Origin of the sequence: Algoriphagus aquaeductus, assembly GCF_003253485.1 — a bacterium.
Lineage (GTDB): Bacteria > Bacteroidota > Bacteroidia > Cytophagales > Cyclobacteriaceae > Algoriphagus > Algoriphagus aquaeductus.
Genome location: NZ_QKTX01000004.1, coordinates 281,277 through 306,413 on the forward strand (window position 1 = coordinate 281,277; position 25,137 = coordinate 306,413).

At 45.1% G+C, this 25,137-nt stretch carries 25 protein-coding genes and 1 tRNA gene; 8 read left to right on the top strand and 18 right to left on the bottom strand.

All coding sequences use genetic code 11. The features are described from left to right. Positions 1–146: 146 nt before the first annotated feature. The 8 genes from CLV31_RS07525 to CLV31_RS07560 form a co-directional block, all read right to left on the bottom strand. Positions 147–234, bottom strand: a tRNA-Ser gene (locus tag CLV31_RS07525). 94 nt (positions 235–328) lie between these two features. Continuing rightward, complete coding sequence (locus CLV31_RS07530; RefSeq protein WP_111392260.1) at positions 329–1,396, bottom strand: asparaginase; 1,068 nt, start codon at positions 1,394–1,396, stop codon at positions 329–331. After that, positions 1,393–2,190, bottom strand: a complete 798-nt coding sequence (locus tag CLV31_RS07535) for a TatD family hydrolase (protein ID WP_245943351.1) — start codon at positions 2,188–2,190, stop codon at positions 1,393–1,395. Before CLV31_RS07535 ends, CLV31_RS07530 begins: the two co-directional genes overlap by 4 nt. Further along, the gene (locus tag CLV31_RS07540) at positions 2,166–3,272 is read right to left on the bottom strand and encodes a glycosyltransferase family 2 protein (protein ID WP_111392261.1); all 1,107 of its coding nucleotides are present in this window, start codon (positions 3,270–3,272) and stop codon (positions 2,166–2,168) included. Before CLV31_RS07540 ends, CLV31_RS07535 begins: the two co-directional genes overlap by 25 nt. Beyond that, positions 3,269–3,898 (bottom strand): polysaccharide deacetylase family protein, encoded by a 630-nt coding sequence (locus CLV31_RS07545; RefSeq protein WP_317048779.1) that lies wholly within the window; start codon positions 3,896–3,898, stop codon positions 3,269–3,271. The genes CLV31_RS07540 and CLV31_RS07545 overlap by 4 nt, the downstream gene beginning before the upstream one ends. Beyond that, the gene (locus CLV31_RS07550) at positions 3,899–5,110 is read right to left on the bottom strand and encodes a PP2C family protein-serine/threonine phosphatase (RefSeq protein WP_111392262.1); all 1,212 of its coding nucleotides are present in this window, start codon (positions 5,108–5,110) and stop codon (positions 3,899–3,901) included. A 3-nt stretch (positions 5,111–5,113) separates the two neighbouring features. Beyond that, complete coding sequence (locus CLV31_RS07555) at positions 5,114–5,365, bottom strand: hypothetical protein (RefSeq protein ID WP_111392263.1); 252 nt, start codon at positions 5,363–5,365, stop codon at positions 5,114–5,116. A 17-nt stretch (positions 5,366–5,382) separates the two neighbouring features. After that, positions 5,383–6,501 (bottom strand): glycosyltransferase, encoded by a 1,119-nt coding sequence (locus CLV31_RS07560; RefSeq protein WP_111392264.1) that lies wholly within the window; start codon positions 6,499–6,501, stop codon positions 5,383–5,385. Between the two features lie 21 nt (positions 6,502–6,522). Here CLV31_RS07560 and ruvC point away from each other — a divergent pair, with 21 nt between their 5' ends. Further along, positions 6,523–7,098: a crossover junction endodeoxyribonuclease RuvC gene (gene ruvC / locus CLV31_RS07565; RefSeq protein ID WP_111392265.1), complete on the top strand. Its 576-nt coding sequence runs from the start codon at positions 6,523–6,525 to the stop codon at positions 7,096–7,098. Positions 7,099–7,128: 30 nt separating this feature from the next. On the opposite strand, the gene CLV31_RS07570 is transcribed toward ruvC, so the two are convergent. Beyond that, complete coding sequence (locus CLV31_RS07570; protein ID WP_111392266.1) at positions 7,129–7,686, bottom strand: porin family protein; 558 nt, start codon at positions 7,684–7,686, stop codon at positions 7,129–7,131. Between the two features lie 79 nt (positions 7,687–7,765). Between CLV31_RS07570 and CLV31_RS07575 the strand changes: the two genes are divergently transcribed. From CLV31_RS07575 to CLV31_RS07585, 3 genes are all read left to right on the top strand, one after another. After that, complete coding sequence (locus CLV31_RS07575) at positions 7,766–8,329, top strand: Crp/Fnr family transcriptional regulator (protein WP_111392267.1); 564 nt, start codon at positions 7,766–7,768, stop codon at positions 8,327–8,329. Between the two features lie 74 nt (positions 8,330–8,403). Next, positions 8,404–9,711, top strand: coding sequence for a parallel beta-helix domain-containing protein (locus CLV31_RS07580; protein ID WP_111392268.1), 1,308 nt, complete (start codon positions 8,404–8,406; stop codon positions 9,709–9,711). After that, complete coding sequence (locus tag CLV31_RS07585; protein WP_245943353.1) at positions 9,708–10,811, top strand: SO2930 family diheme c-type cytochrome; 1,104 nt, start codon at positions 9,708–9,710, stop codon at positions 10,809–10,811. Before CLV31_RS07580 ends, CLV31_RS07585 begins: the two co-directional genes overlap by 4 nt. A 45-nt stretch (positions 10,812–10,856) precedes the next feature. Here the strand turns inward: CLV31_RS07585 and CLV31_RS07590 are convergent, their stop codons facing one another. The 7 genes from CLV31_RS07590 to CLV31_RS07620 form a co-directional block, all read right to left on the bottom strand. Next, positions 10,857–11,432, bottom strand: a complete 576-nt coding sequence (locus CLV31_RS07590; RefSeq protein WP_111392269.1) for a porin family protein — start codon at positions 11,430–11,432, stop codon at positions 10,857–10,859. A 70-nt stretch (positions 11,433–11,502) separates the two neighbouring features. Then, entirely contained in the window at positions 11,503–12,573 is a 1,071-nt protein-coding gene (locus tag CLV31_RS07595) for an alanine racemase (protein ID WP_111392270.1), read from the bottom strand. A gap of 1 nt (position 12,574) precedes the next feature. Next, a complete protein-coding gene (locus CLV31_RS07600; protein ID WP_111392271.1) occupies positions 12,575–13,018 on the bottom strand; it encodes a GNAT family N-acetyltransferase in 444 nt (147 codons plus the stop codon). Beyond that, entirely contained in the window at positions 13,015–14,445 is a 1,431-nt protein-coding gene (locus CLV31_RS07605) for a sodium:solute symporter family protein (protein WP_111392272.1), read from the bottom strand. Before CLV31_RS07605 ends, CLV31_RS07600 begins: the two co-directional genes overlap by 4 nt. A 189-nt stretch (positions 14,446–14,634) precedes the next feature. Then, a complete protein-coding gene (locus CLV31_RS07610) occupies positions 14,635–15,384 on the bottom strand; it encodes a succinate dehydrogenase/fumarate reductase iron-sulfur subunit (RefSeq protein ID WP_111392273.1) in 750 nt (249 codons plus the stop codon). A 27-nt stretch (positions 15,385–15,411) separates the two neighbouring features. Next, on the bottom strand, positions 15,412–17,346 hold the full coding sequence (locus CLV31_RS07615; RefSeq protein ID WP_111392274.1) for a fumarate reductase/succinate dehydrogenase flavoprotein subunit: 1,935 nt from the start codon (positions 17,344–17,346) through the stop codon (positions 15,412–15,414). Between the two features lie 9 nt (positions 17,347–17,355). Beyond that, a complete protein-coding gene (locus CLV31_RS07620) occupies positions 17,356–18,039 on the bottom strand; it encodes a succinate dehydrogenase cytochrome b subunit (RefSeq protein ID WP_111392275.1) in 684 nt (227 codons plus the stop codon). A 322-nt stretch (positions 18,040–18,361) separates the two neighbouring features. On the opposite strand from CLV31_RS07620, the gene CLV31_RS07625 reads away from it, so the two are divergent. Further along, positions 18,362–21,139, top strand: a complete 2,778-nt coding sequence (locus CLV31_RS07625; RefSeq protein ID WP_111392276.1) for a T9SS type B sorting domain-containing protein — start codon at positions 18,362–18,364, stop codon at positions 21,137–21,139. Then, a complete protein-coding gene (locus CLV31_RS07630) occupies positions 21,136–21,558 on the top strand; it encodes a thiol-disulfide oxidoreductase DCC family protein (RefSeq protein ID WP_111392277.1) in 423 nt (140 codons plus the stop codon). Before CLV31_RS07625 ends, CLV31_RS07630 begins: the two co-directional genes overlap by 4 nt. On the opposite strand, the gene CLV31_RS07635 is transcribed toward CLV31_RS07630, so the two are convergent. Next, a complete protein-coding gene (locus CLV31_RS07635; protein WP_111392393.1) occupies positions 21,555–22,514 on the bottom strand; it encodes a sodium-dependent bicarbonate transport family permease in 960 nt (319 codons plus the stop codon). The genes CLV31_RS07630 and CLV31_RS07635 overlap by 4 nt on opposite strands. 86 nt (positions 22,515–22,600) lie before the next feature. Between CLV31_RS07635 and CLV31_RS07640 the strand changes: the two genes are divergently transcribed. Continuing rightward, entirely contained in the window at positions 22,601–23,527 is a 927-nt protein-coding gene (locus CLV31_RS07640; RefSeq protein ID WP_111392278.1) for a LysR family transcriptional regulator, read from the top strand. 189 nt (positions 23,528–23,716) lie between these two features. Next, the gene (gene fabD / locus CLV31_RS07645) at positions 23,717–24,592 is read left to right on the top strand and encodes an ACP S-malonyltransferase (RefSeq protein WP_111392279.1); all 876 of its coding nucleotides are present in this window, start codon (positions 23,717–23,719) and stop codon (positions 24,590–24,592) included. Between the two features lie 34 nt (positions 24,593–24,626). On the opposite strand, the gene folK is transcribed toward fabD, so the two are convergent. Further along, positions 24,627–25,121, bottom strand: a complete 495-nt coding sequence (folK, locus tag CLV31_RS07650; protein WP_111392280.1) for a 2-amino-4-hydroxy-6-hydroxymethyldihydropteridine diphosphokinase — start codon at positions 25,119–25,121, stop codon at positions 24,627–24,629. Positions 25,122–25,137 lie beyond the last annotated feature (16 nt).

Here is a 25,137-nt window from a genome sequence, read left to right on the forward strand (position 1 = left end):
GAAGAGATTGCCCCTAGCCGCAGCCACACCTCACCTTGGGAATTTCCCTTCGGTCAATTTCAATCCCGAGGATTCTCGTCACTAGGTAGCTTATTTTTAAGTTTGACAGAAACAAAAAAGTCAACCTTATCGCTAAAGTTGACTTGCAGAGAGGAAGGGATTCGAACCCTCGATACCCTTTTGAGGTATACACACTTTCCAGGCGTGCTCCTTCAACCACTCGGACACCTCTCTGTTTGGTTGATATTTGATCCCTTTCTGAATCGGAGTGCAAAGAAAATTATTATTCCCCCCGATTCCAAACTGCTTTTGAAATTTCCTTGAAAAATCAAGCCGTAATCTCCCCTGCGATAGACTGAGTGAGTTTCAGGCAAATTTCCTCCCGGGAATAATTCTGCCCTAATAAAAACATCAACTTGGTCACAGCAGCCTCCGTGGTCATATCCGCACCACTGACCACTCCGACCGCCAACAATTCTTTGCTTGTTTCATACCTTCCCTGAATGACTCGGCCTCCATTACATTGGGACACGTTCAGGATGATCAACCCTTTCTTGATCGCCCGATCCAAAGACTGCATAAACCACGATTCAGATGGGCTGTTACCAGATCCATAGGTTTCCAATACTACCCCTCTCAGCCCCTCGATAGCAAAACAGGCATCCATAATCTTATCCGTAATGCCCGGGAACAGCTTTAAGATCATCACCCGATTGTCCAGACTATTGAGGTTGATCAACTTACGATTGGCTTCATAAGGCCGAATAGCATTGGTATTGTAGTCAATCACGATCCCGGCTTCTGCCAAAATGGGATAGTTCTCTGACTCGAAGGCATCAAAATGGATACTCTGAACCTTTTTGGATCGATTGCCTCGGAGGAGCATGTGATTGAAGAAAATACAAACTTCAGGAACAATCGGTCTCCCGTTGATTTTTGCAGTGGCAATTTCCAAGGAGGTCATTAGATTTTCTCTTGCGTCGGATCGCATGGCCGAGATTGGAAGTTGGGCACCTGTAAATATCACCGGCTTATTCAGTCCGTTCAGCATATAGCTGAGCATCGACGCCGAATAAGCCATCGTATCAGTTCCATGCAAGACGACAAACCCATCATAGCTGTCGTAATTTTCAAAGATAATGTAAGCCATATCCTTCCAGTGACGCATGGTCACATTGGAGGAATCAATGGGTTCGGGAAATGAGATCACCGTGATGGCAATGTTCATATTGGACAGAATGGGAATTTTTTCCAAAATCTGACCAAAATTAAAAGGCACCAATGCACCTGACTCATCATAAGCCATCCCTAAGGTACCTCCGGTATAAATGATCAAAACCGAAGCCGTTTTGCTGGTTTTCAATCCTGTATTTAATCGGACTATTTTATAGTTCATGCTTCGATCTCTTTAAAAAGATTTAATGCGTTGAAACTCGTGATTTCTGCGACTTTTTCAATGGGCTGATTTACTAAATCTCCCACTTTTTGGGCAATTTCCGGAAGGTAGGCCGGGGTATTTCGTTTTCCTCTGTAAGGGACAGGAGCCAGATAGGGGGCATCCGTTTCGAGTACCAGACTTTTCAAACCAATAGGGGGGATTACTTGATCCAATCCTCCGTTTTTATAGGTGACCACCCCTCCGATTCCCAATAAAAACCCCATTTCAATAATTCGGTTGGCTTGGTCCAAGGTTCCCGTAAAGCAGTGAAAAATCCCTCTGAGCTTGCCATCGTGCCATTTTTCGATCAATTCGATCGTCTGATCTATTGATTCCCGACAATGGAGTACTATGGGTAATTGGCGCTGCTTTGCCCATTCTACCTGGATCTCCAGCGCTTCTTTTTGGATATCAAAGGTGGTTTTATCCCAATACAGGTCAGTTCCGATTTCGCCTATGGCTGCAAATTGCCTCCGGTTGAGCCACCCTTCCATCACCCGAAGCTGCGCTTCAAAATCTTCTTTTACATCACAGGGGTGCAGTCCCATCATGGGAATGCATAAATCCCCATAGCGGCTTTCGCAGTCCAGCATCCGGTCGATCGTATCTACATCAACATTGGGCATGTAAATCCTTGATACTCCAGCGGCTTTAATTTCTTCTATAATCTGATCCCGATCAGCATCAAATTTGGTGGAATAGATATGGGCATGCGTATCGATGAGCTTCATGGGTAATTTCTCGATTTCCATTGGGTTTGGACGGGCCAAAAGTAATAAAGAATAGTCAGGGAAAGGGTCAAAATCTGGTAAAGATCAAAGATCAGAACAGATCCAAAGTTCAGGTTCTTCCCCGCTTTTCCGGCAATTTCGCTGAGGAATAATCCCTGGAAAAGGATTTTTAACAACCAAACGCCAAATCCCAAAAGTAAACTATTGAACAATAGGAAGCCCACCAGGGGGAAAAACAAAAACTGAAGCCCCAAAAGGATTTTCCAACCTGTTGAAAGAGACATCACGCCTGTCATCCAGCGTTTTCGCTGACGTAGCAAGTGCCCCCAAGTCGACTCCGCTTTGGTAGTAACCAAGAGGCGGGGATCGACCTGATGAATCAGCTTGTACCCTGCCTTTTTCACAGATCGGGAGATCTCCAAGTCCTCTGTTAAGGAATATGGTAAACCCGCGAAACCTCCGCAATTTTCATACGCTTCCCTGCTGATCATCATATTATTACCCAAGCCGGTAGTGGAAAAACCCAAATCGGTCACCACTTTGACAATCCCCAAAGTATTCCACCAATCCAGTTCCTGCATTTCTCCAAAAAGGTCCAGACTTCGAACCTGCGTTATTCCAATGACCAAACCGACGTCTTTTTTGAAGCACCCAACCCCTTCTTTTAGCCAGGTCGCAGGGACTTGGCAGTCTGCATCCGTGAAAAAAAACAACTCTCCTCTTGCCTGAAGGGCAAGAATAGCCAAGGCATTTGCCTTCCCGTTAGGGTGATAGAGGTTGGTTTGCTCGGGTAGAATGTATATCAACTTTCGATTGGAAAATCCTTCTGCCCAAGCGCTGATGCATCCGGCTGTTTTATCTTCACTTTGGTCATCCGCAAGCAGGATTTCCAACCGATCCTCGGGATAATCCAAGAAAGAAAGACAGTTCAAAAGATGAGGAATATCCTTTTCTTCATTTCGGGCTGCAATCAGAATTGACACCATCGGTAATCGTCCTGACTGGTCGTTTGCGTGGTTTTTCCAGTTTTTCTTGACCAAAACGAAAAGAATGGCATACTGGAGGATCAAAAGAAATGCAAAAAAAACCAAAACCCAGCTCATAGCAGTCCGGTGGTGAATCCATTATCCTTTATAAAACTCAGGTAATCCGGAAGTATTTTTTGGAGGTGACCATCCGTTTTCTCTTGGTCGTGGAAAACGATGATCTTACCCGGAGAAGTCATTGGCTTGACCGCTTTCAACAGCGTATTCGGAGCAATGGATCGGTCATAATCCCCCGTAAGCACACTCCACATGACCAGTTGCTTTTGTTCGGAAAGGATTTTTGCCTGCCGGGGAGTCAAGAGCCCGTAAGGAGGTCGGAATAGTGGTGTCATGAGACCTAGCTTTTGTCCCAAAATCTGATCACACAAAACCACGTTCTTCACATAGCTATCCGTACTTGTTTTAAATCCATGAAGGTGATGGTAGGTATGATTTCCCAGCTGATGGCCTTCGCTGAGCACTTCTTTCGCCAGGGCAGGATGTTTATTCACATTGTCTCCCACCACAAAAAATGTGGCTTTTTGATCTCTTTTTGCCAACTCTGTCAATACAAAATCGGTGATCCCCGGGACAGGTCCGTCATCAAAAGTCAAAAAGACTTGCCTGGGTTCATCAGGTCCTTCCCAAGTCCTTTTGGGGAATATTCGTTGAACCCACCTTGGAACTTGATGCGGCCTCATCATCTAGCGAAACCTCAAACTCAATAAGGTCAAATCATCCCTAAGCGGAATATTCTTCGAAAAATCTCCCATCAATTGGAAAAACTCCCGATGAAAATCTTCCGGATCAGTACAGCGGTTTTTCTCGATGAAGGCCCTAAACCGGTCTTCCCCAAACTCTTCCTCTTCCGGATTCATGGACTCGGTAAGTCCATCGGTATAGAGGTGAAGGGTGAATTGCTGAAGATTTTCCCGGACTCCGATTTCCAAAAAAGGAAGCTCTTCAAAAGCTCCCAGAATGGTGGTTCCTGCCTCCAACAGTTCTGTATTTCCCTCATTTTCCTTACACAGCAGCGGAGGATTGTGACCGGCATTCACATATCGCAGTTTTCTGGTTTGAAAATCAAATTCTCCCAGGAAAAACGTGATAAACCGTTCCCCTTTGGTATTGTCAAACAGGGTATAATTCAATTGACGCACGAGCGTTTCAAACTCCGCATTGCTTCGAAGCAGCGTTCTCAATGTCGCCTGAAAATTAGACATCAGCAGTGCCGCGGCGATTCCTTTTCCCGAAACATCCGCAATGCAGAAAAATACCCGGTCTTTTGTTTTTTGGATCAAATCATAATAATCCCCTCCTACCATGCTATGAGGGAAATAGGTCACTTTGGCCTTGAGCCGATCCGAATCAGGCAAATGGGCCGGAAAAAGCATGTGCTGCACCTGAGAGGCTATTTCTACTTCCCGCTTAAGCACCTCCTGCTCCAATTGTCTTCTGGCAAAACGCTTGTTTTCCAAGGCTACCACCAGGATATTGGCCAGAGCCTGGGTAAAATCCAGATCCAACTCTTGATCCATTGATTTTCTTTTTAGAAAAAGAATGGCAAGCATTTGGTCCTTGTGATAGACTGGAAGATAAGTTTCCAACTCCTCAAATGAATACCCTTCCATAAGTTGGATGGACATTTTCCCCGACTTCTTATCATCGATCACCCAGGATGCAGGTAGCACCACCGGAGTCTTTGATTTGACCCCATGTGAGATTTTCCGCTCGTAATTTCCTTCTTTGGAAACATACAACACCAAAGCCTTGATATCCAGGTGAACCAGGCAGGTAAACTTGAAAATATTGATGAGTACGGTTTCAGGCTGGTTTTCGTTGATGGCTTGAGTGATCTCGAGCAGTGCCTTAAGCTCAAGTTCTTTCCGCTCAAATTTATAAGTATCCTGAATCACGGGTTATAGCGTATTATGGGCCATTAGTCCTTTTTTGGTAGCGAGGTAATACAAATCCTTGCCCTCACTGAAAATATCCACTTGATCAAATCGCTCATTATCGGGCCCGGCCAGACATTTGATCATGCCTTGGGTGTAAAGTGTGTTCAAGGTTTCCATCAACAACTGGTCTTCCCAGCCTAAAGACTCTTTTAAATAATTATATCCTTGTACAAAATACAGCTCGTCCAATAAATCAAACTCTCGGTCGCTCATAGCAGTGATTTGGAAGGCTAAATTAAGGAATCTTCTTGGCTTCGCCCTTTCCACTTCACTTTTATGAAAAGTGTCCCCAGTCCGACACCCAAAACATAAAACGGATGAATCAAGCTCGTAAAGATATAATCCTTGACCTCAAGACGCTGTCCGAGTGAAAGCCCCACTCTTCCCAAACTTAACTTTTCTGCCAAAATTTTCACCCCCCAAATCGTCAATAAAAATAACAACCCTTGCCACCCCCCTACAAAAACCACCAAACTTCCGATCCAAACCCCTTGGCTCATGAAAGCCAACAATGCATAAGACGCATGAGAAAATGACTGATGGGATTTCCATTTACCCGCCCAGCGGATACGCTGCCTGATCAAGTCTGTCCAACTCGCCTGGGCTTGAGTAGCTACCAGCACCTCCCGTGCAGGCACATACACACAGCTTTCTGGACCATAAAAGCTGACCATCTTTTTCAACAGAAACTCATCATCTCCCGACAGTACCTGTTCATTTCCAAGATATCCGCCCACCTCTTCAAAGGCCTTTTTTCTAAAAGCCAGATTAGCTCCGCTGCACATAAGTGGCTGCTTTCGCAAAAAAGAAACTTGGGTCAACATCAGGATACTCAACCACTCGATCTGCTGAAATTTTCCAAAAACGCTATTCCCCCTCAAGCTAGCCACGACTGGCCCTGCTACCAATTGAATGGCAGAATGTTGAAAGGGCCTTGATAATTTTTCTATCCAGTTTTCCGGAAAAGAGCAATCCGCATCTGAGGTGACAATCAGGGCTCCTCTGGAATGCGAAATGCCATGGCTCAATGCTGCTTTTTTCCCAATTCCCGGGCTCTTTAAAAGTCTAACACCACGGACATCTTCCAATAATTCAGATAAAATCTCAAAGGAACCATCCTCACTTTGATCATCCACAAGGATGGTTTCCAAATCCGGAAATTGAATTTTCCTTATTTCCAAAGCTAAACGGGGAGCGTTTTGACTCTCATTTCGAAAAGGAATAATGAGGGAAGTTTTCAAAGGAAGTGGAGCTCGAGCCTTCAGCGGATGCTTTGGGGGCCACTGATAGGACAACCAGGCGTGAAGCACCAAATAACCCAAACACCAAAGGAGGTAAAAACTGAACATCTTTTCGCCTAACTTGTAGCCGTGAGTAAAGAAGTACAAAAAGACCCAAAAGAAAAAATCATTTTAGGCATCGATCCCGGCACGACTGTCATGGGATATGGCTTGATTTTGACAGAAGGAAAAAAATACAAAATCCTCCAATACGGGGTCATCCATCTGAAAAAATATGAAACCCACGAACTCAAGCTAAAGAAGATTTTTGAGCGGATCAGTGGGATTATTGAAGAGTTTGCGCCGGACTCGGTGGCCTTGGAAGCCCCGTTTTACGGGGCAAATGTGCAGTCCATGCTCAAACTTGGACGTGCACAAGGAGTGGCCATGGCTGCAGCGCTTTCCCGGGAAATTCCAATCACAGAATATTCGCCCAAAAAAGTGAAGCAATCTGTCACCGGAAATGGAAATGCCTCCAAAGAACAAGTGGCTGCGATGCTTCAGACACTTTTGGGAATCTCCGAGCTACCCAAACTACTGGATGCCACAGATGCACTGGCCGTGGCGCTTTGTCATCATTTCCACGAAGGACGAGTTCAGACTAGAGGAAGAAATGAAGGCTGGAAGTCCTTCATCGAAGAGAATCCCAATCGGATCAAAAAATAAATCCCGGCGAGAACCGGGATTTACTCCAGATCAATTTCCAAAGGTATAGCCTATGGAAAGTTTCAAAACGCGATTGCTTACGTCTGTATTGAAATAATTCAGGGAAGAGAGTCCCAAATCGTAGCTTGCCTGAAGGTTGAGACCTGCGGCCACTTTTACCCCCACTCCGACTAGGGCACCGAGCTCATATCCAGCGACTGGTTCAAGGCTTGAATTGGAAATATTACCCTTGGTATAATTACGAGAAACCAGCAAGGAAGCTTGAGGTCCTGCAAAAACATTCAGTGCGGGCATCAAATTCAATCGGATCAATACCGGAATATCCACATAGCCCAATTTTTCGGTGACCTCATCGCCATCCAGGGCGACTGTGGAGTATCCTTTTCCGGAATACTGAATTCCCGGCTCTACGGATACCAAGTCAGCACTGGTTTTCACCAAATAGTATCCCCCAATATGAAAAGCTCCAATGGAAGAAAAATCCGAATTGGAGAAATTGGCGGAACTGTAGCCTGCCCGGACTCCAAACTGTGCTTGTGCTGTCACCGCAAAAGCGAAAAGAAAGAATAGAAGGAAAATTTTTCTCATAAACCGTTAAATTTTAATTTCCCTAAACTAACGCAAGAATTATAAAATTCTTCTCCCTTTTTACACTTTTCTAACCAAAATGAAATCACCTGACGAGACTTTCAGGACCTTTCCCTTTCTGGACCAGGCATCCAAAGAGGCCTTTCTTTCTAATATTCAATTTCATACCTATGAAAAAGGGGAATTATTGGAAGAAGCCGGCAAGGTCTGTCATTACCTTTATTTTTTGGCAGAGGGATCGGTCCGAAGCTATTACCTAAAGGAAAACAGGGAAATCACCGTGTCCTTTTCTCTGGATGGGGAATTTATCACCTCGATGCACTCCTTTATTACCCAAAAGCCATCTTATGAAAACATCGAGGCCATGGAAAAAACAACCGTAGGAAAAATGAGCCAAGAGGCGCTTTGGGGACTTTTTGACACCCATCCCAATATCGAAAGAGCATATCGGATGATTCTGGAGCAATATTACATCACCTTGGAGGAGCAGCTCATTTTTTCCAAATTCAAATCAGCCAAAGAGCGATACCTCGAGCTGATGAATACCCGTCCCAAGGTGATTCAAAAGGCCTCAGTCGGGCACATTGCTTCCTTTTTGGAAATGAGCCTCGAAACCCTCAGTCGAGTCCGGTCAAAAATCTGATTATTTGACTTTTCTCAAAGGAATTCAGCCGGGCAAAGGATATTTTTGGAGTATTCCCTCAAAAGCACTACTCCATGAAAAAATCCTTGATTTATCTGTTCTTGTTGTGGGTCGGAATAGCCTGCAGCACCCAATCTTCGGAACAGACTTATGACAGCTCTGTTTTGCGAAAAGCCAGTCCCGGAGAAATCGAGCAATTGGTGGAAGCGTTTATTTTGGCCGAAGATTCTACCACGATCCAAATTCCCCCGGGATTTTATGACCTGAATACCCAACTTATTCTGGACAATAAATCTTCCATCCGGATCAAAGGTGCAGGAATGGATCAAACCGTGCTTTCATTCAAAAACCTCAAATCAGGTGGCGAAGGAGTCAAGATCGTGGGCAACCAGATCATCATCGAGGACCTAAGCATAGAAGATGCCCCGGGAGACGGAATCAAAGCCCAGCACACCGACGGGATTACTTTTCGACGGATCAACGTCACCTGGACCAACGGAGACAAATCCAAAAACGGAACCTACGCTATTTATCCGGTTCAATGCAAAAATGTCCTGATTGATGAATGCATCGCCTCACACTCCAAAGATGCAGGAATCTATGTGGGGCAATCTGAAAACATTGTGGTCAAAAACTCACTTGCCTTTGGAAATGTGGCAGGGATCGAGATCGAAAACTCGGACAATGCCGAGGTATTTGGCAATACGGCCCGAGACAATGCGGGTGGAATTTTGGTATTCAACCTTCCCGGCTTGCCAAAAGCTGATGGGAAAGGTACCAAAATCTATGACAACGATATCATCGAAAACAACCATGAGAATTTTGCTACACCCATAGGGGATGGGCCCAATGGTAATACAGTCACGATGATCCCTCCTGGTTCAGGTATTGTCTTGCTAGCCGCCAAAGAAGTTGAAATTTTCAATAACCGAATCCTGAGAAACAAAACTTACGGCGTGGCCATCGCCAGCTACCAGGTGACGGGATTCCCCGCCGAAGCGCCAAACTGGTCACCATACACCGCTGATGTTTACCTTCACCACAATCAGTACCAGCGGGAATCCTTTTCCATTCCGGATGTCACTCGGGAGATGGGACAATTGGTCACTGTACACAATGCCCATGGCATAGGCAAAACCCAAGACATCATCTATGACGGTATCTGGGACACCGCTATCAACAGCCGTATCGAGACCAATCCCATGAGAATTTGTATCAATGAACCCGAGATAGAAAAGCTCCGATTTACAAGATTCTACCTGATGGAGGGAGAAGAAAACATCCAATCTTTCAAGGATCACGAGCTATTCCAAAACTGTGAAGTGAAGGTACAAACCGATATTTCCGGGATCGCATTACTCAACCCTACAAGCAAAAAATGAAATACACTGCCCTGATTTATAGAATTATCCTGATGTTTACCCTATTGGGATTAAGTGCATGTCAAGGTGAAAAAAATGAAATCCAATCAGACCAAGCGAAAACAGGACAGCGTGCCTTAGCACCCGAAGAAGCCAATGGTCAGTTTCCCTATCGAAGACTATCCACTTATGGCTTTTTTGAAGGAGAAATGGCGGCGCTTTCTCATTCACAAAAGCTGATCCCCTATCGGCCAGCCTCTTCCCTTTTCACGGACTACGCCTTGAAATCGCGCTTTGTCCTGATTCCCGACGGCTCAAAAGCCCAGTTGATCGATGAGGAAATCTCCCTTCCTGTCGGTTCTATTTTGGTAAAAAACTTCTATTATCCGGAGGACTTCAGACAGCCTGAAGGCAAACGCAGAATCATCGAAACCCGCCTGATGATTCATGAGGAAAAAGGTTGGCAAGCTTATCCCTATCTCTGGAATGAAGAGCAATCCGACGCCATTTTGAAGATCGTTGGGGCAGAGACTGAAGTAAGATTTGTCGACCAAACCGGAAAAGATCAGGTGATCAATTACCTGGTCCCCAATAAGAATCAATGCAAAAGCTGTCATAACAAAAATGAGGAACTTTCACCTATTGGCATTCAACCCAAGCATTTGAACAATGATCTTCCTTATGAATCAGGAACCAATAATCAACTGGCCCATTGGACTGATTTGGGAAAATTAGAAGGTTTTCGGGGTCAAGACTCCCACCCACAGGTGATTGACTATGAAGATCAATCACAAGCCCTGAACGACCGGGCGATGGCTTACCTGGACATCAACTGCGCCCATTGCCATCGCGCCGAAGGTCCGGCAAGTACCTCAGGACTCTTTCTCACCTTTGATCAGAAAGACCCCATGAAGCTGGGATTCAATAAAACGCCCGTAGCGGCAGGGAAAGGGGCAGGCAGTTTCAAATTCGACATTTTACCGGGTAAACCAGAGCAATCCATTTTGGTCTACCGGATGAATTCGACAGAGGTAGGCATTGCCATGCCGGAGATTGGCCGCACGACCATCCATCAAGAAGGAATAGAATTAATCAAAGCGTGGATCTCCTCTTTAAACTAAAAAAACTGCCAGAATTCCTTCTGGCAGTCATGGGTTTTGGACTCTTTAAAAAGTATAACCAAACGATAGTTTAAACCCCCTGTTGTATACATCCGCATTGGAATCTTTGAAAACAGGAGTCATTCCATAGTCATAGGAACCTTGAATATTGAATCCCTTGGGCATATTGTATCCCACACCAAAGACAAGTCCGGTGTCTGTTTCCCGGATATTACCGGTTTCCAGGGAAACGGTGGATCCTCCAAAATCTCCTTCAATTTTGGATCGGGTCAAAAAGGAAATTTGTGGACCGGCAAATACATTGAAGCCCTCTCCTGCCCTCAATCGAAGTAAAACAGGCACATCCACATAATCCAAGATGGCTCTGCTGTTGATCGCATCCTCATTTTGGGTCCCTTTTACCGAATAGAATATTCCCGGCTCGATCGCTATCGCGCCTCCACCAAGACTGGCATAAGCTCCGGCATGAAAACCGGCTCGGTTGGTGTAATTATTTTCGGATACATCATTCCCTCCAAAATTGAAGAAGTTTACCCCTCCTCTGATACCCAATCCAGATTGGGCCTCGACTGCAAAAGCGTTAGCTGCAAAAAGAGCTGCGATTAAAAGGATCTTTCTCATGGGTTTTATGAATTTGATTTCATGGGTAAATGCCCAATTCAATGCCAGAGAACTCCGAAACCTCAGTCGGTCAGACTACTGATTTTTCGATATAATTGGAATTGAGCAGCGATAATGCGCCCATGTATTTCAGATTAAAACTCAGGGAATCACCTACTTTATAGCCTTTTTCATTCACCCCAAGGTTGACAATGAGCATATCCGAGCTCGCGCCAAGGATGACGATTTCCGGATCATCGGGAATGAGGTATTTGGGGTCAATATCCAGGAGACCCACATCCAAAATTGCCCGAAAAGAGGTCTTTCCGTAGAGAGATTCATCAATTTCGGCGACCTCACCCTGTGGATTACTGGCCAAAATCCCATGAGGAACCATAGGCTTCTCCTGCAATTCGATGATCTCCGCTTGAAGCTGGAAGACATCCCCGTGCATGCCCTCAATGACTTTTTCATCAAACAAATCCACTCCAAAATAAAGCGTCTCCCCAATCCGAAAATGGTTGATCCCCTGAGGAAGCTGGTGATGGATCATGAGTGGAATAGTCACAGACGTACCTGCTGATACCCAGGGAATGTTTTTTCCAAATTTCAACTCGATGATCTGCTTGTAGAGGGAAAGTTGGATGAGCTTGTCGGTACTGGGCATGACTCCATTGAGACAGTTGAGATTAGTCCCAAGACCAATCACCTCAATATGGGGGAGATCAAAGACTTGCTCATAAAAGTCCACCAAGTGATCACCCATCACCCCTTCACGGAGATCTCCGGTCTCGACCATGATGATGATTTTATGCATTTTGCCTTGAAGAGCCGCTTCTTTGCTGATCAACCGGATAGTTTCCAACTCGCTATTGAGACTGACGTCTGCAAATTCTACCATCTTCCCGATATTCTTGCTGGCCACCGGTTTGATATATACGGTTTGAACGTCCTTCTTCAAGCGCTTCACCATCGCCAAATTGGAGATTCGGCTATCATGAACTTCCATGATTCCCAGACTTAACAGTTCCTGTAGAAAAAGCTTATTGCCACAAAGGAGCTTGGAAACTACTCCCCAACTGATTGCCCGTTGATCGAAAAGTGCCTTGAGAAACGTAAAATTGACACGAAGTTTTTCCCGATCGAGTGTAAGTACCGCCATCTTAGTTACGTGTTAATCTCATTTCCAAATATTTATTGGTAAAACCCAATCGCTCATAAAGCTTGCGTGCAGGATTGTCAGGTTCCACATGGAGCGCAATTGCACCATTGGCCATTTTGAGGGCCATCTCCATGATTTTACCACCGATGCCTTTACCCCGCTGATTGGCATCTACAGCGATGTAGACTAAAATATTTTCAGGAATGTAACCTGACATTCCGGTTTTGTTCATGACCAAAGCACCGACGATCTGGTCGTTTTCCCGGGCCAAAATGACGAAACCACCAGCTTGCAATCCCGGATCGAGGGCATAATCCAGACACTTGAGAATATCGTCTTTAGGATCACCGTATTTTCCCAAATGAGCAAAAAGAAAATCTGCAATTTCATTTTTCTGAAGAAAGGTGGCTTGGTCAATAGCTGAAAGAGAATGAAGTGTGATCATATCGTAGAATGGTTGAGTTTATGAGAACTGTAAGAAACAAGCCAAAAGGCGGCAGCAGAAAGTAAGATTCCAAATAGATTGGCATCAAGGCCCCAAGGCAGGTCTACCTCCGCGAAGGTCAAAGTGGCGGTAAATCCTCCTCCCAAAATCATGGCAGTTACCGCAGCGCGTGGATTTCTTTTCTTGAAAAAAAGACCAGCAATCACCGGCACCAACAACCCTGAAACCATAAAAGCATAAGAATAAAGCATCAAGCTGAGTACCTCGGTCATCTGCCAGGCAAGAAGTACCGCCAAAACGCCAATTACCAGGGTAAGCAATTGACTTAATCTCACTTCTTTGGAATGAGGAAGATTTCCAAAATACTTACCGATCAAATCAGTGGTAAGATTACCCGAGGCAGCCATCAGACAAGAATCTGCAGTGGAAAGCACTGCTGAAAAATAAGCGGACATCATCAATCCCATCAGGCCCGCGGGCAAAATCTGACTCAGCAATACCGGAAGTCCCATTTCCGGATCCATTTGGGCAGTGAAATTCTCCAAGGCTCCCTGCTCTACAGCCACCCGGGACAACAACCCAAGTGAAACTCCCAAAAATGCCATGATTGGCCATTCAAAAAGTCCGGCAATAAACCATGCCTTTTTCGCTGACTGAACATTACGGGCCGCAAAAATCCGTTGATAAAGGGTCATGCCAACAAACCAAATGGGAATAATAGTTACTCCCCAGTTGACCAGATCCTGCCACGACAGCTGAGTCAGGGAGAAAAATTCGGGAGGTAGAGTCTCCGTGATTCCTTGCCATCCTCCGACGAATGAATAGGCCAGTGGCAAACCTATCCCAATCAACCCAAGCATCAGGATAATCCACTGAACAGTATCGGTATAGATCACTGCCTTGAGCCCACCCATTACGGTATAGACTACAGCTATCACTCCCATGATGAGTAAAGCCGTACTGATCTCCAACTCCGGGAAAGTTCCTGCCGCCAATTTGGCTCCTGCAAGTAGTTGTGACGAGGTAAACCCCAAATACCCTAAAAAACAAATGACAGCTGCAACCTTTGCTGCTTTGGAATCAAAAAGATAGCCGATAATCTGGGGGAAAGTGAAAAATTTGGAGAAAGCAGGATCTGATTTTACTCTTGGAATCAAAATTACAGCTGCCATCCAGGCTCCGATCAAACCGGTAAACAGCATCCAGGACCCTGAAAGTCCCATGGCAAATCCCAAGCCTCCCAACCCAATCGAAAAGCCTCCACCGACGTCGGTGGCCACTACCGAGAGGCCTATGTGCAGACTTCCAATTTTACGTCCACCCACATAGTAATCTTCCTGACTGGTATTCTTTTTCATGTAAAAATAACCCACACCGAGCATGGCCAGCATGTAGGCAATAAAGATCCCCAGATCTAATAACTGCATTATGTTTTTGGATTTTATACAAATTCAATTTGAAATATAATTTTTCAAATATACTTAAAATGAGGTTTTTACCCAATTTTATTGGGTTTAAAATGAAAAAATGATATAATAATTCAATTTTTACTTAGAATAGTGAAAATAAAAAAGCCAGCCCTTTTTTGGACTGGCTTTATCGTAATTCAAACCGGATTATACGTTTTCGCTACTTACCACCGCCGAGAAATACTCTCTGTTCATACGGGCAATATTGGTAATGGAGATTCCTTTTGGACATTCCGCCTCGCAAGCACCGGTATTGGTACAAGCACCGAAACCTTCCGCATCCATTTGTGCCACCATCTTTTCCGCTCTGGTTTTTCGTTCTACCTGACCCTGTGGAAGGAGTGCAAGCTGCGAGATTTTGGCAGAGGTAAAAAGCATGGCAGAGGCATTTTTACAAGCCGCTACACAAGCACCGCAGCCGATACACTGGGCAGCATCCATGGCTAAGTCCGCGATCGTCTTAGGAATCGGGATTTCGTTGGCATCGGGCACACCCCCGGTATTGACAGAGACATAGCCACCTGCTTGGATGATTCGGTCAAAAGCCGAACGGTTTACCACCAAGTCTTTTACCACAGGGAAAGCCTTCGCTCTCCAAGGTTCGATGGTGATGGTCTCCCCGTCATTGAACGAACGCATGTGCAGCTGACAAGTCGTCGTCTGTAGCGGTCCATGCGGTTTGCCATTAATATAAAGTGAGCACATTCCGCAGATACCCTCACGGCAATCGTGGTCAAAGTGAACGGGGTCTTCTCCCTTTTCAGTCAATTGGTCGTTCAACACGTCCAACATCTCAAGAAAGGACATGTCTTTGGAGACGTGGTCTACCGGATAAGTAGCAAAGCCGCCTTTATCGGATGCATTTTTTTGTCTCCAGATTTTTAAAGTCAATTTCATATATAAGTATGAATTATTGTCTACAGATTATTTATAAGAACGCTGGGTCAACTTCACATTTTCGAAGACCAAGGACTCTTTGTTGAGCTCTTCTTCTTGACCTTCTCCCATATATTTCCAAGCAGCTACGTAAGCAAAATTCTCATCATCACGAAGCGCTTCTCCATCCGGAGTTTGATACTCCTCACGGAAGTGTCCTCCGCAAGATTCGTTTCTATTAAGCGCATCGTCCACCATCAGTTCACCCAATTCCAAAAAGTCAGCTACTCGGTGAGCTTTCTCCAGGGTTTGGTTCAACTCTTCGTTGGTGCCCAATACTTTTACATTGGACCAGAATTCCTTTTTCAAGGCTTTGATTTCAGCTTTCGCTTCTTTCAGTCCAACTTCAGTTCTGGCCATCCCGCACTTATCCCACATGATCTTACCCAATTTTTTGTGGAAATAATCCACCGTTTTGGTTCCATTGATCGACAGGATGGTTTGGATTCGGTTTTGAACCTCCTCTTTTGCTTTGGCAAACTCAGGATGATTTTCGTCCACCTTCTTTGGTGGAATCTGAGCCAAATAGTCTCCAATAGTATAAGGAATTACAAAGTATCCGTCTGCCAAACCTTGCATCAGTGCAGAAGCACCAAGTCTGTTTGCACCATGATCGGAGAAGTTAGCTTCACCCAAGGCATACAATCCAGGGACAGTCGTCATGAGGTTGTAATCTACCCAAAGACCACCCATGGTGTAGTGAACCGCTGGATAGATCATCATTGGCACTTCGTAAGGATCCTCTCCGGTGATCTGCTTGTACATATCAAAGAGGTTTCCGTATTTCTGCTCAATGATGTTTCTTCCATCCCGTTTGATGGCATCGCGGAAATCCAAAAACACGGCCTCCCCGGTTTCATTTACACCTCGGCCTTCATCGCATACATACTTCGCATTTCGGGAAGCCACGTCGCGTGGTACCAGGTTACCAAAAGAAGGGTACTTTCGTTCCAAGAAATAATCTCTGTCTTCTTCTTTGATATCATTTGCCTTGATTTGGCCTTTTCTGAGTTTCTCAGCGATTTCCTGAGTTGCCGGAACCCAAACACGACCGTCATTTCTCAGAGATTCGGACATCAAGGTCAGCTTAGACTGATGATCACCCGACACCGGGATACAGGTAGGGTGGATTTGAGTAAAGCAAGGGTTCGCAAAGTAAGCACCGCGCTTGTGAGCTCTCCAAGCCGCTGTCACATTGGAACCCATTGCATTGGTTGAAAGGAAAAACACATTACCGTAACCACCTGTACAGAGAAGCACGGCATGGGCTGCATGCGTTTCTACTGCTCCGGTGATCAAATTTCGGGTAACAATCCCTCTGGCTTGGCCATCGATCACTACCACGTCCATCATTTCGGTACGTGGATAAAGCTTAACTTTTCCGTTGGCTACCTGACGACTGAGTGCGGAATATGCCCCCAAAAGCAACTGCTGTCCCGTCTGACCTCTGGCATAAAAGGTTCGGGATACCTGAGCACCACCGAAAGAACGGTTGGCCAACAATCCTCCATACTCACGGGCAAAAGGAACCCCCTGAGCCACGCATTGGTCAATGATTTTAACAGACACCTCGGCTAGGCGGTACACGTTTGCCTCACGGGCACGGTAGTCACCTCCCTTGATGGTATCATAGAAAAGTCTGAAGATGGAGTCACCGTCGTTCTGATAGTTTTTGGCAGCATTGATCCCGCCCTGAGCCGCGATAGAGTGTGCTCTACGGGGGCTGTCCTGGAAACAAAAGGCCTTGACATTGTAACCCAACTCCGCTAAAGAGGCTGCAGCAGAAGCACCTGCCAAACCTGTACCCACTACGATGACATCGTATTTTCTTTTGTTTGCCGGATTGACCAGCTTGCTGTTAAACTTGTGCTTAGTCCATTTTTCTGCCAAAGGACCAGCAGGTATTTTGGAATCTAGTATCATACGGGACTATTAATTGGCTGTGAAATAGATATAAAGTGGCATCGAGGCAAACAGCGCAGGAACCACAATGCAATAAAGTTGACCCAAGGCCTTGATGGCAGGGGAATACTTTTTATGATTCAATCCCAAGGTCTGGAAAGCTGAGGCGAAACCATGGGAAAGATGAAATCCAAGGAATCCCATGGCAATGACATAAAGTGCCACCAACCACTCTTGCTTGAATGCTTCGCTGACAATCAAGAACAAGTTTTTGTATTCCTCACCATCGTAAGAAACCATCGGGATTTGCCCCCAATGCATCTTAGCCCAAAAACCCTGAAGGTGTACTACCAAGAAAATCAAAATGATGGTGCCTAAGACCCCCATGTTTCTGGAAGACCAAGTGCTGTTGGTTGATGCTTTGGACTCGGCGTAACCTACAGGACGGGCAGCCCTATTATGCTGAGCCAAAAGAATGGAATAAATAATATGACCGATCACCGAGATATAGGTCAAATAGGAAAGGATCTTTACTGCCGGATTGGTGGTCATAAACTTGGCATAGATGTTAAATGCCTCTCCACCATCTCCCTTGAATAACAGTAGATTTCCTGACACATGTCCCGTTAAAAACAGGATGAGAAAAAGACCGGTCAATGCCATGATCAGTTTTCTTCCGAGGGTGCTTTTTAAGGTTTTTGTAACCCAACTCATACGAATGTTTCGATTAGTTTAGAACGAAATTCTTTTGTTGATAATGCTGCCAAATTTACATGCAGGAGTACTAGTATCCAATGCAATCGAATTCAGCGGGCTTATTTTAAAAGGTTCTAAATAGCATTAATTAGTTTGTTTAAAGTTTAATTTTCAACGCTATCCCAACAGTCTGTTTATTTTTATTGTTTGAATTTCGAGTGTTTTTCTCCCTAGTTCCGTTTATTTCGTATAGGAAGAAAAATTTAACCAGATTTATAAGTAGAAAATCCTTGAAATAGCAAACCCGTAGAAAGGGAAGCGAGCACCAAAGTTGACTGATATGAAGCTTAAAATTCACCTAGGACTTTTTTTTATCGCCCTTTTCATGGGGATTACCTCAGCTTGGGCAACCCATATACGAGCAGGGGAAATCATCGCAGAAAGAGTCTCTGTCCAAGCGCTAACCTACCAAATCACGGTGGTGGGCTACACCGACACCCGTTCGAGTGTTATCTTTGGCCCTGGAAGAATCAATTTCGGTGACGGAAGAGAGGAGCAGCTCAATACCCAAAGTGATTTTTCTGTAGTCCGGGATCTTGGTAACCAAATTGAACAGAACATTTTTGTCATCCGGCATACTTTTCAGGGTCCGGGCAAATACAAAATCCGCTTCATCGAATTCAACCGAAATGACTTGACACTGAACATGGACAATTCGGTGGATACGCCTTTTTATGTAGAAACCGAAATCAACATTGATCCATTTTTTGGAGTAAACAATTCCCCAGTGCTAACGATCCCTCCCGTAGACAACGGTGCAGTAAACGTCCGCTACATCCACAACCCCGGAGCCTATGACCCGGATGGAGACAGCCTTTCTTATGCTTTGGACATTCCCAAGCAGGCTTTTGAGAGACCTGTAAATAACTACAGAAGTCCAGCCTCCCCAGAATTTAGCCAAAGACAGGAAAATGGAGCTACGCCGGCTTTTTTGAGGATTGATCCGGTCTTTGGAGACCTGATATGGGATGCCCCGGGTACTGCGGGGCAATTCAACGTGGCATTCCGGATCATCGAATGGCGCAAAATCAACGGCAAATTTGAGCAAATCGGGTATGTGGTCCGGGACATGCAGATCATCATCGAAAACTCCAATAATCGCCGGCCCCAATTGATCCTGCCTCCGGATCTGTGTGTAGAAGCAGGCACCAAAATAGAAGAAATCATACAAGGCCAAGATCCTGACGGAGACCCCATCAAAATAGAAGTCTTTGGAGAACCGATTCAAATCAACTCCTCTCCAGCAGATTATTCCCCGGAAAATGTATTCCAACCTCAACCGGGCATTGTCAACTTCACTTGGCAGACGGTCTGCAATCATGTCAGAGAGCGAGAATATGAAGTGCGTATTCGAATCACCGACCAACCAAGATCAGGCCCAAGTTTGGTGGACATCCAAACCTGGAAAATCAAAGTGGTCGGTCCGCCACCCGTTTGGGATGATTTGGTTCAGAAACCCGGAAGAACGGTGGACCTCACTTGGGATCCTTACGTGTGTGCCAATTCCGCCCAAGAAATGCAGATTTGGAGAAGAATCAACTCTGACCCTTACGTTCCGGATTCCTGTGAAACAGGCATCAGACCTGGATATGAATTGGTGGGCATCACAGACATGAACACCTTCTCGTTTACGGATCTCAATGGAGGGGATGGACTGGCACCTGGAAACACCTATTGCTATCGCCTGGTGGCTGCCTATCCCCAGCCACGGGCAGGACTGAGCATCGTCTCCGAAGAAATCTGTATCACCATTGATGTGGATGTTCCGATCATTACCAATGTAAGTATAGAGGCGACAGATCCTCAATCGGGTGAAATCTTTGTCAAATGGACACCGCCATACGATATTGATAAAACCCAATTCCCCGGCCCCTATACCTATGAGCTTCTTCGAAGTGAAGGATTTACGGGCACTCAAAACAGAACCTCACTCGGGATTCTATCTGACACACTCTTTACTGATCGTGGATTGAACACCGAAAACCTGGTTTATAATTATAAAGTCGTCCTATTGGACAATAATGTAAAAATCGACACCTCATCCTCAGCTTCCTCAGTAAGATTGGAACCCACCATCATCAATGAAGCCATTGAACTAAATTGGACCTTCAATGTGCCTTGGAACAATCAAATTGCGCAATACACCCATGAAGTCTATCGAAACAGAACTGATGCAGCAGCTCAAGATGAAGGTACTTTTGTGAAAATTGCAGAAGTCGATGTCACTCAACAAGGGTTTAAGTTTTTGGATGACGGAAGTTTCAATGGCGTGACCCTCAAGAAGGAAGTCGAATACTGCTATTATGTGATCACCAAGGGTGCCTACAATGTAGCAGGACTGGTTTATCCTTTGGAAAACAAATCACAAATCGTCTGTGCAAAACCGGATGATAATCGACTCCCTTGCCCTCCCGAATTAACCTTCGAAGGTCCAGAGTGTGCAGCATATGTCGCAGAACAACCCTGTAACTCCAACACCTTTGAACATGTTCTGAGCTGGCAACCTGACTTTAGCGGTGATTGTGATGACGAACTGAGTGGGTATAGACTCTATTTTACTCCTGATGGGGAAGAAGGACAATTCAACCTGGTGGGGCAGTATTCATCTCTTCAGCTGACTGCTACCCTTCGAAACCTTCCAACATACAGAGGTTGCTACTACATCACAGCGATAGACCGGTCTGGTAACGAAAGTGAACCAAGCAATGTGGTATGTGTGGACAATTGCCCGGTTTACAACCTTCCGAATGCCTTTACGCCAAACAACGACGGGGTAAATGATACTTTCATGGCCTTTGACAATCCATTTGCTCAATGTCCACGATTTGTAACGGGAGTAGAAATCTTCATTGTCAATCGTTGGGGAGCAGAAGTATTTCGATACAACAGCCTCAGCTCCAACGAAAATGATGTATTTATCCGATGGAACGGAAGAGACCAAAGTGGAAATGAATTGCCTGCAGGAACCTATTTCTATTCCGGAACGGTATTCTTTGACGTCCTTGATCCGGCATTGAAACAGCGTGAACTGAAAGGTACCATTCAGCTCCTTAGATGAGTTCTGAAAAATCCATCATCCTCTTTGACGGAGTCTGTAACCTCTGCAATGCTTCTATCGATTTCATCCTCAGGCGAGATAAAAAAGACCGCTTTTTGGTAGGAGCATTGCAGGAGGCCCCAGGCCAGGCGCTACTCTCCAAATACCAGGTTGCACCGACCTATTTGGATTCCTTGGTCTTGGTGGAAAAAGGAAAAGTGTACTTTAGAAGCACTGCTGCCTTAAAAATATCCCGTAGACTTCATGGGTTATGGCCCCTCTTTTATCCCTTGATTTTACTTCCTGCATTTTTGAGAGACCCGGTTTATGATTGGATCGGGAGAAACCGATATCGCTGGTTTGGAAAGAAAAATACTTGCCGCATCCCAACTGAGGAAGAAAAGAGCAAATTTTTAACTGCTGACCAAATCAATTTTTAGAAGAATTGGATGATCATCCAATAAATCGGCATTCCCAAGGTAATGTTGAACGGAAAAGTCACAGCGAGTGCCATTGGTACATACAAGCCTTCATCCGCCTCGGGATTTGCCAGTTTCATAGCAGCGGGTACAGCGATATAGGAAGCAGAGGCAGCCAGAATGGCAAATATCAAGCGGTCTCCAGCTTCAGGAGCAATCCAATGGCTCAAAACCGCCACAACACAGCCATTCACTAACGGGACCAAAACCGCAAACATGGAGGAAAAATACCCGGTCTTAAAAAAGGCTTTCAATTTTTTTCCACTATTAATTCCCATATCCAAAAGAAAAACGGCCAGGAATCCTTTGAAAATATCTGTGATAAAAGGCTTGATCCCCTCGGCTTGTTTTTCATCCGCAATCAGCCCTATCACCAAACTCCCCAAAATAAGCAATACGGAACCATTGGTAAATGCATGGATGATGATTCCCCTAAGACCACCTGCAGGCTTATTTTCAGAATACTTTCTCAACAAGATTACCCCTGAAATAATCGCCGGAGCTTCCATCAAAGCCATAACAGCCACCATATGCCCCCCAAAATGTGCCCCCTGTATCTCCAAAAAGGATACTGCCGCTACAAATGTAACCGCCGATATAGATCCATATGCCGCTGAAATTGCCGCAGCGTTGGGCACTCCCAGTTTTCTTTTCAATATAAAAAAGGTGTAAAAAGGAACTGCCGCTGACAGCACCACACCAAAAAGCAAGGCCCAAATGATCCCCGCATTAAATTCACTGTGTGATAGCTCTTGCCCTCCTTTAAAACCTATGGATAACATGAGATACAGTGCTATAAACTTGGCACTCGTAGCAGGTATCTCCAGATCACTTTTCAACTTGACAGCCAAGATCCCCAAGACGAAAAAGAGAAGGCTCGGATTCGTCAGGTTATTAATCAATATTTGAAAATCCATGACGCAAATATCTTTTGCCTTTTCCTCAGAAAAAAACAAAACATAATTTTTTTTTATTCGTTGCTGATTTTAAATTAATTTCACTTATGAATTTAACCATACATCAACTCAAAGCCTTCCAGTCAGTCGCCAAATACCAAAGCATCACCAAAGCGGCTGAGGCTATGAATATGACTCAGCCGGCTGTTTCTATTCAGCTGAAAAATCTTCAGGAACAATTTGAGGTTCCGCTGACAGAAATCATCGGAAAAAAAATCCACATCACTGAATTCGGCCAAGAACTGGTCGACACGGCCGACAGAATTTTTTCTGAACTCAATCAGATCGAGGAGAAAATGCTTGAATTAAAAGGTCTTCTGGGTGGAAAAATCAGAATTTCTGCCGTATCGACTGGCAAATACATCATTCCCTACCTCATGGCGGATTTCATGAAAATCTACCCTCATGTAGAAATCAGCCTGGAAGTCTCCAACCGATACAATGTGCTGGCCCATCTTCAGGAAAACTCCACAGATCTGGCCTTATTATCCCTTTGGCCAGACGATCTTGATTTGGAAAGCATACCACTCGCCGAAAACAAATGGTACCTGACCTGTGCCCCAGAGAAAAAAGAGCTGTATGGCAAGTATATCAAAGAGGAAGCTTGGACAAAAATCCCTTTCATCTTACGCGAAAAGGGTTCGGGAACACGGACCATGATGGAAAAATTCTTTACCGAACGGGATATTCATGTAGAGAGCAAGCTAGAACTCGCCACCAATGAAGCGGTAAAACAAGCGGTAATGGCAGGTCTTGGAGCCTCAATCCTTTCCAATTTTTCTACCGCTCAGGAAATCAAAGATGGAAGAGTGGCAATTTTGGAATACCCCGGACTTCCGCTTAAAGCAGATTGGAAATTGATTTGGCTCAAGCAGAAAAAACACTCTCCTGCCGTAAAAGCCTTCATTCGATGGCTTTCTGAAAACAGGGAAAAAATCTTGAGAAATCATTTTCCAACGCTACTTGGCCTCTAACGACAAGGCTTAAAAAGATCAAAAGGACTATATTTGCCCCGCTTCTTTCTAATCCTCTTTTGGATTTGGGAAGTAAATTCCAGAACAAAAGGCTTCCGATCTTGCGAGTTAGCCGCTCTTCTGGTAAAAAATCAAGGCTCCGTAGCCATCAAGTCCGCAGCGTGCCTTTAAATATCAAACCCTAATTAAATGAAAGCATTTGTTTTTCCGGGCCAAGGTGCCCAGTTTCCCGGAATGGGAAAATCACTTTATGAGGAAAACCCAGAAGCCAAAGCCCTCTTTGAAAAAGCCAACGAGATTCTCGGCTTTCGCATTACGGACATCATGTTTGAGGGAAGTGAAGAAGAACTGAAGCAGACCAAAGTCACGCAGCCTGCCATTTTTCTCCATTCGGTCATTTTGGCCAAAACCACGGCTGATTTCGCACCGGATATGGTAGCAGGTCATTCCTTGGGGGAATTCTCTGCCTTGGTAGCCAATGGAGCGCTAGCCTTTGAAGACGGGTTGAAACTGGTGTACCAAAGAGCAATGGCTATGCAGGAAGCCTGCGAAATCAATCCGTCCACCATGGCAGCTATCTTGGGCTTGGCCGATGAAAAAGTCGAAGAAATCTGTGCGGAATTCACCGATGAAATCGTAGTTCCTGCAAATTACAACTGCCCTGGACAGCTGGTTATCTCCGGCACCAACAAGGGAATCGAAATTGCCTGCGAAAAAATGAAAGCGGCAGGTGCCAAAAGAGCCCTTCCCCTTCCGGTTGGGGGAGCATTTCACTCCCCACTGATGGAGCCTGCCAGAGAAAAACTCCAAAAAGCCATCGAATCCACCCAATTCAATACGCCTATCTGCCCGGTATACCAAAATGTAAGCACCACCGCAGTATCAGATATTGAGGAGATCAAAAAGAACCTCATCGCCCAACTGACTGCCCCTGTCAAATGGACTCAATCTGTTCAGAATATGGTGAAAGACGGAGCCATTCAATTTGTGGAGTGCGGTCCGGGGAAAGTCCTTCAGGGACTGGTCAAAAAAATCCATCCCGAAGCTGAAGTTTCCGGTCTCTAAAATAAATCAATTCCCGCTCAAAAGGCGGGAATTTTCATTTTAGCTCTTTAGAATAAAGGTTGACCTCGGTATGATCCTCGCACTCCTCCAGCAGCTCCCGGGAGGTTTTACCACTTAACGGATGTTTTTTATCCGGTGCCAGCTCTGCCAATGGAACTAGAACAAATCTTCTTTCAGCAATAAAGGGATGGGGAATTGTAAGCGTATCCGAATCAATCACTTCATCTCCAAAATAAAGGATATCAATATCCATGGTCCGGTCCCCCCAAGGCTCATCACGCGTTCGCCCAAGTTCGTTTTCTATTTCCTGGATAATTTCCAACACCTCCCACGGACGGAGAGAAGTCCAAACAATTGCCAATTGATTGAGAAAATTGCCTTTGGCTACGCCTCCCCATGCTTCCGTTTCATAAATTTTAGAAACTTTGATCAATTGAAAATGATCGTTCAGGGCTTCTATCGAGCGGAAAAGCAACTTTTCACGATCTCCTTTGTTACCTCCTAGACATAGTACAACCTCAGTTTGCATCGCTTATCACTTGAGC

Coding starts and splice junctions, on each gene's coding strand:
- CLV31_RS07530 (WP_111392260.1), bottom strand. CDS start 1,396: ATGAACTATAAAATAGTCCGATTAAATACAGGATTGAAAACCAGCAAA.
- CLV31_RS07535 (WP_245943351.1), bottom strand. CDS start 2,190: ATGGAAATCGAGAAATTACCCATGAAGCTCATCGATACGCATGCCCAT.
- CLV31_RS07540 (WP_111392261.1), bottom strand. CDS start 3,272: ATGAGCTGGGTTTTGGTTTTTTTTGCATTTCTTTTGATCCTCCAGTAT.
- CLV31_RS07545 (WP_317048779.1), bottom strand. CDS start 3,898: ATGATGAGGCCGCATCAAGTTCCAAGGTGGGTTCAACGAATATTCCCC.
- CLV31_RS07555 (WP_111392263.1), bottom strand. CDS start 5,365: ATGAGCGACCGAGAGTTTGATTTATTGGACGAGCTGTATTTTGTACAA.
- CLV31_RS07560 (WP_111392264.1), bottom strand. CDS start 6,501: ATGTTCAGTTTTTACCTCCTTTGGTGTTTGGGTTATTTGGTGCTTCAC.
- CLV31_RS07570 (WP_111392266.1), bottom strand. CDS start 7,686: ATGAGAAAAATTTTCCTTCTATTCTTTCTTTTCGCTTTTGCGGTGACA.
- CLV31_RS07575 (WP_111392267.1), top strand. CDS start 7,766: ATGAAATCACCTGACGAGACTTTCAGGACCTTTCCCTTTCTGGACCAG.
- CLV31_RS07580 (WP_111392268.1), top strand. CDS start 8,404: ATGAAAAAATCCTTGATTTATCTGTTCTTGTTGTGGGTCGGAATAGCC.
- CLV31_RS07585 (WP_245943353.1), top strand. CDS start 9,708: ATGAAATACACTGCCCTGATTTATAGAATTATCCTGATGTTTACCCTA.
- CLV31_RS07590 (WP_111392269.1), bottom strand. CDS start 11,432: ATGAGAAAGATCCTTTTAATCGCAGCTCTTTTTGCAGCTAACGCTTTT.
- CLV31_RS07595 (WP_111392270.1), bottom strand. CDS start 12,573: ATGGCGGTACTTACACTCGATCGGGAAAAACTTCGTGTCAATTTTACG.
- CLV31_RS07600 (WP_111392271.1), bottom strand. CDS start 13,018: ATGATCACACTTCATTCTCTTTCAGCTATTGACCAAGCCACCTTTCTT.
- CLV31_RS07605 (WP_111392272.1), bottom strand. CDS start 14,445: ATGCAGTTATTAGATCTGGGGATCTTTATTGCCTACATGCTGGCCATG.
- CLV31_RS07610 (WP_111392273.1), bottom strand. CDS start 15,384: ATGAAATTGACTTTAAAAATCTGGAGACAAAAAAATGCATCCGATAAA.
- CLV31_RS07615 (WP_111392274.1), bottom strand. CDS start 17,346: ATGATACTAGATTCCAAAATACCTGCTGGTCCTTTGGCAGAAAAATGG.
- CLV31_RS07620 (WP_111392275.1), bottom strand. CDS start 18,039: ATGAGTTGGGTTACAAAAACCTTAAAAAGCACCCTCGGAAGAAAACTG.
- CLV31_RS07625 (WP_111392276.1), top strand. CDS start 18,362: ATGAAGCTTAAAATTCACCTAGGACTTTTTTTTATCGCCCTTTTCATG.
- CLV31_RS07630 (WP_111392277.1), top strand. CDS start 21,136: ATGAGTTCTGAAAAATCCATCATCCTCTTTGACGGAGTCTGTAACCTC.
- CLV31_RS07635 (WP_111392393.1), bottom strand. CDS start 22,514: ATGGATTTTCAAATATTGATTAATAACCTGACGAATCCGAGCCTTCTC.
- CLV31_RS07640 (WP_111392278.1), top strand. CDS start 22,601: ATGAATTTAACCATACATCAACTCAAAGCCTTCCAGTCAGTCGCCAAA.
- fabD (WP_111392279.1), top strand. CDS start 23,717: ATGAAAGCATTTGTTTTTCCGGGCCAAGGTGCCCAGTTTCCCGGAATG.
- folK (WP_111392280.1), bottom strand. CDS start 25,121: ATGCAAACTGAGGTTGTACTATGTCTAGGAGGTAACAAAGGAGATCGT.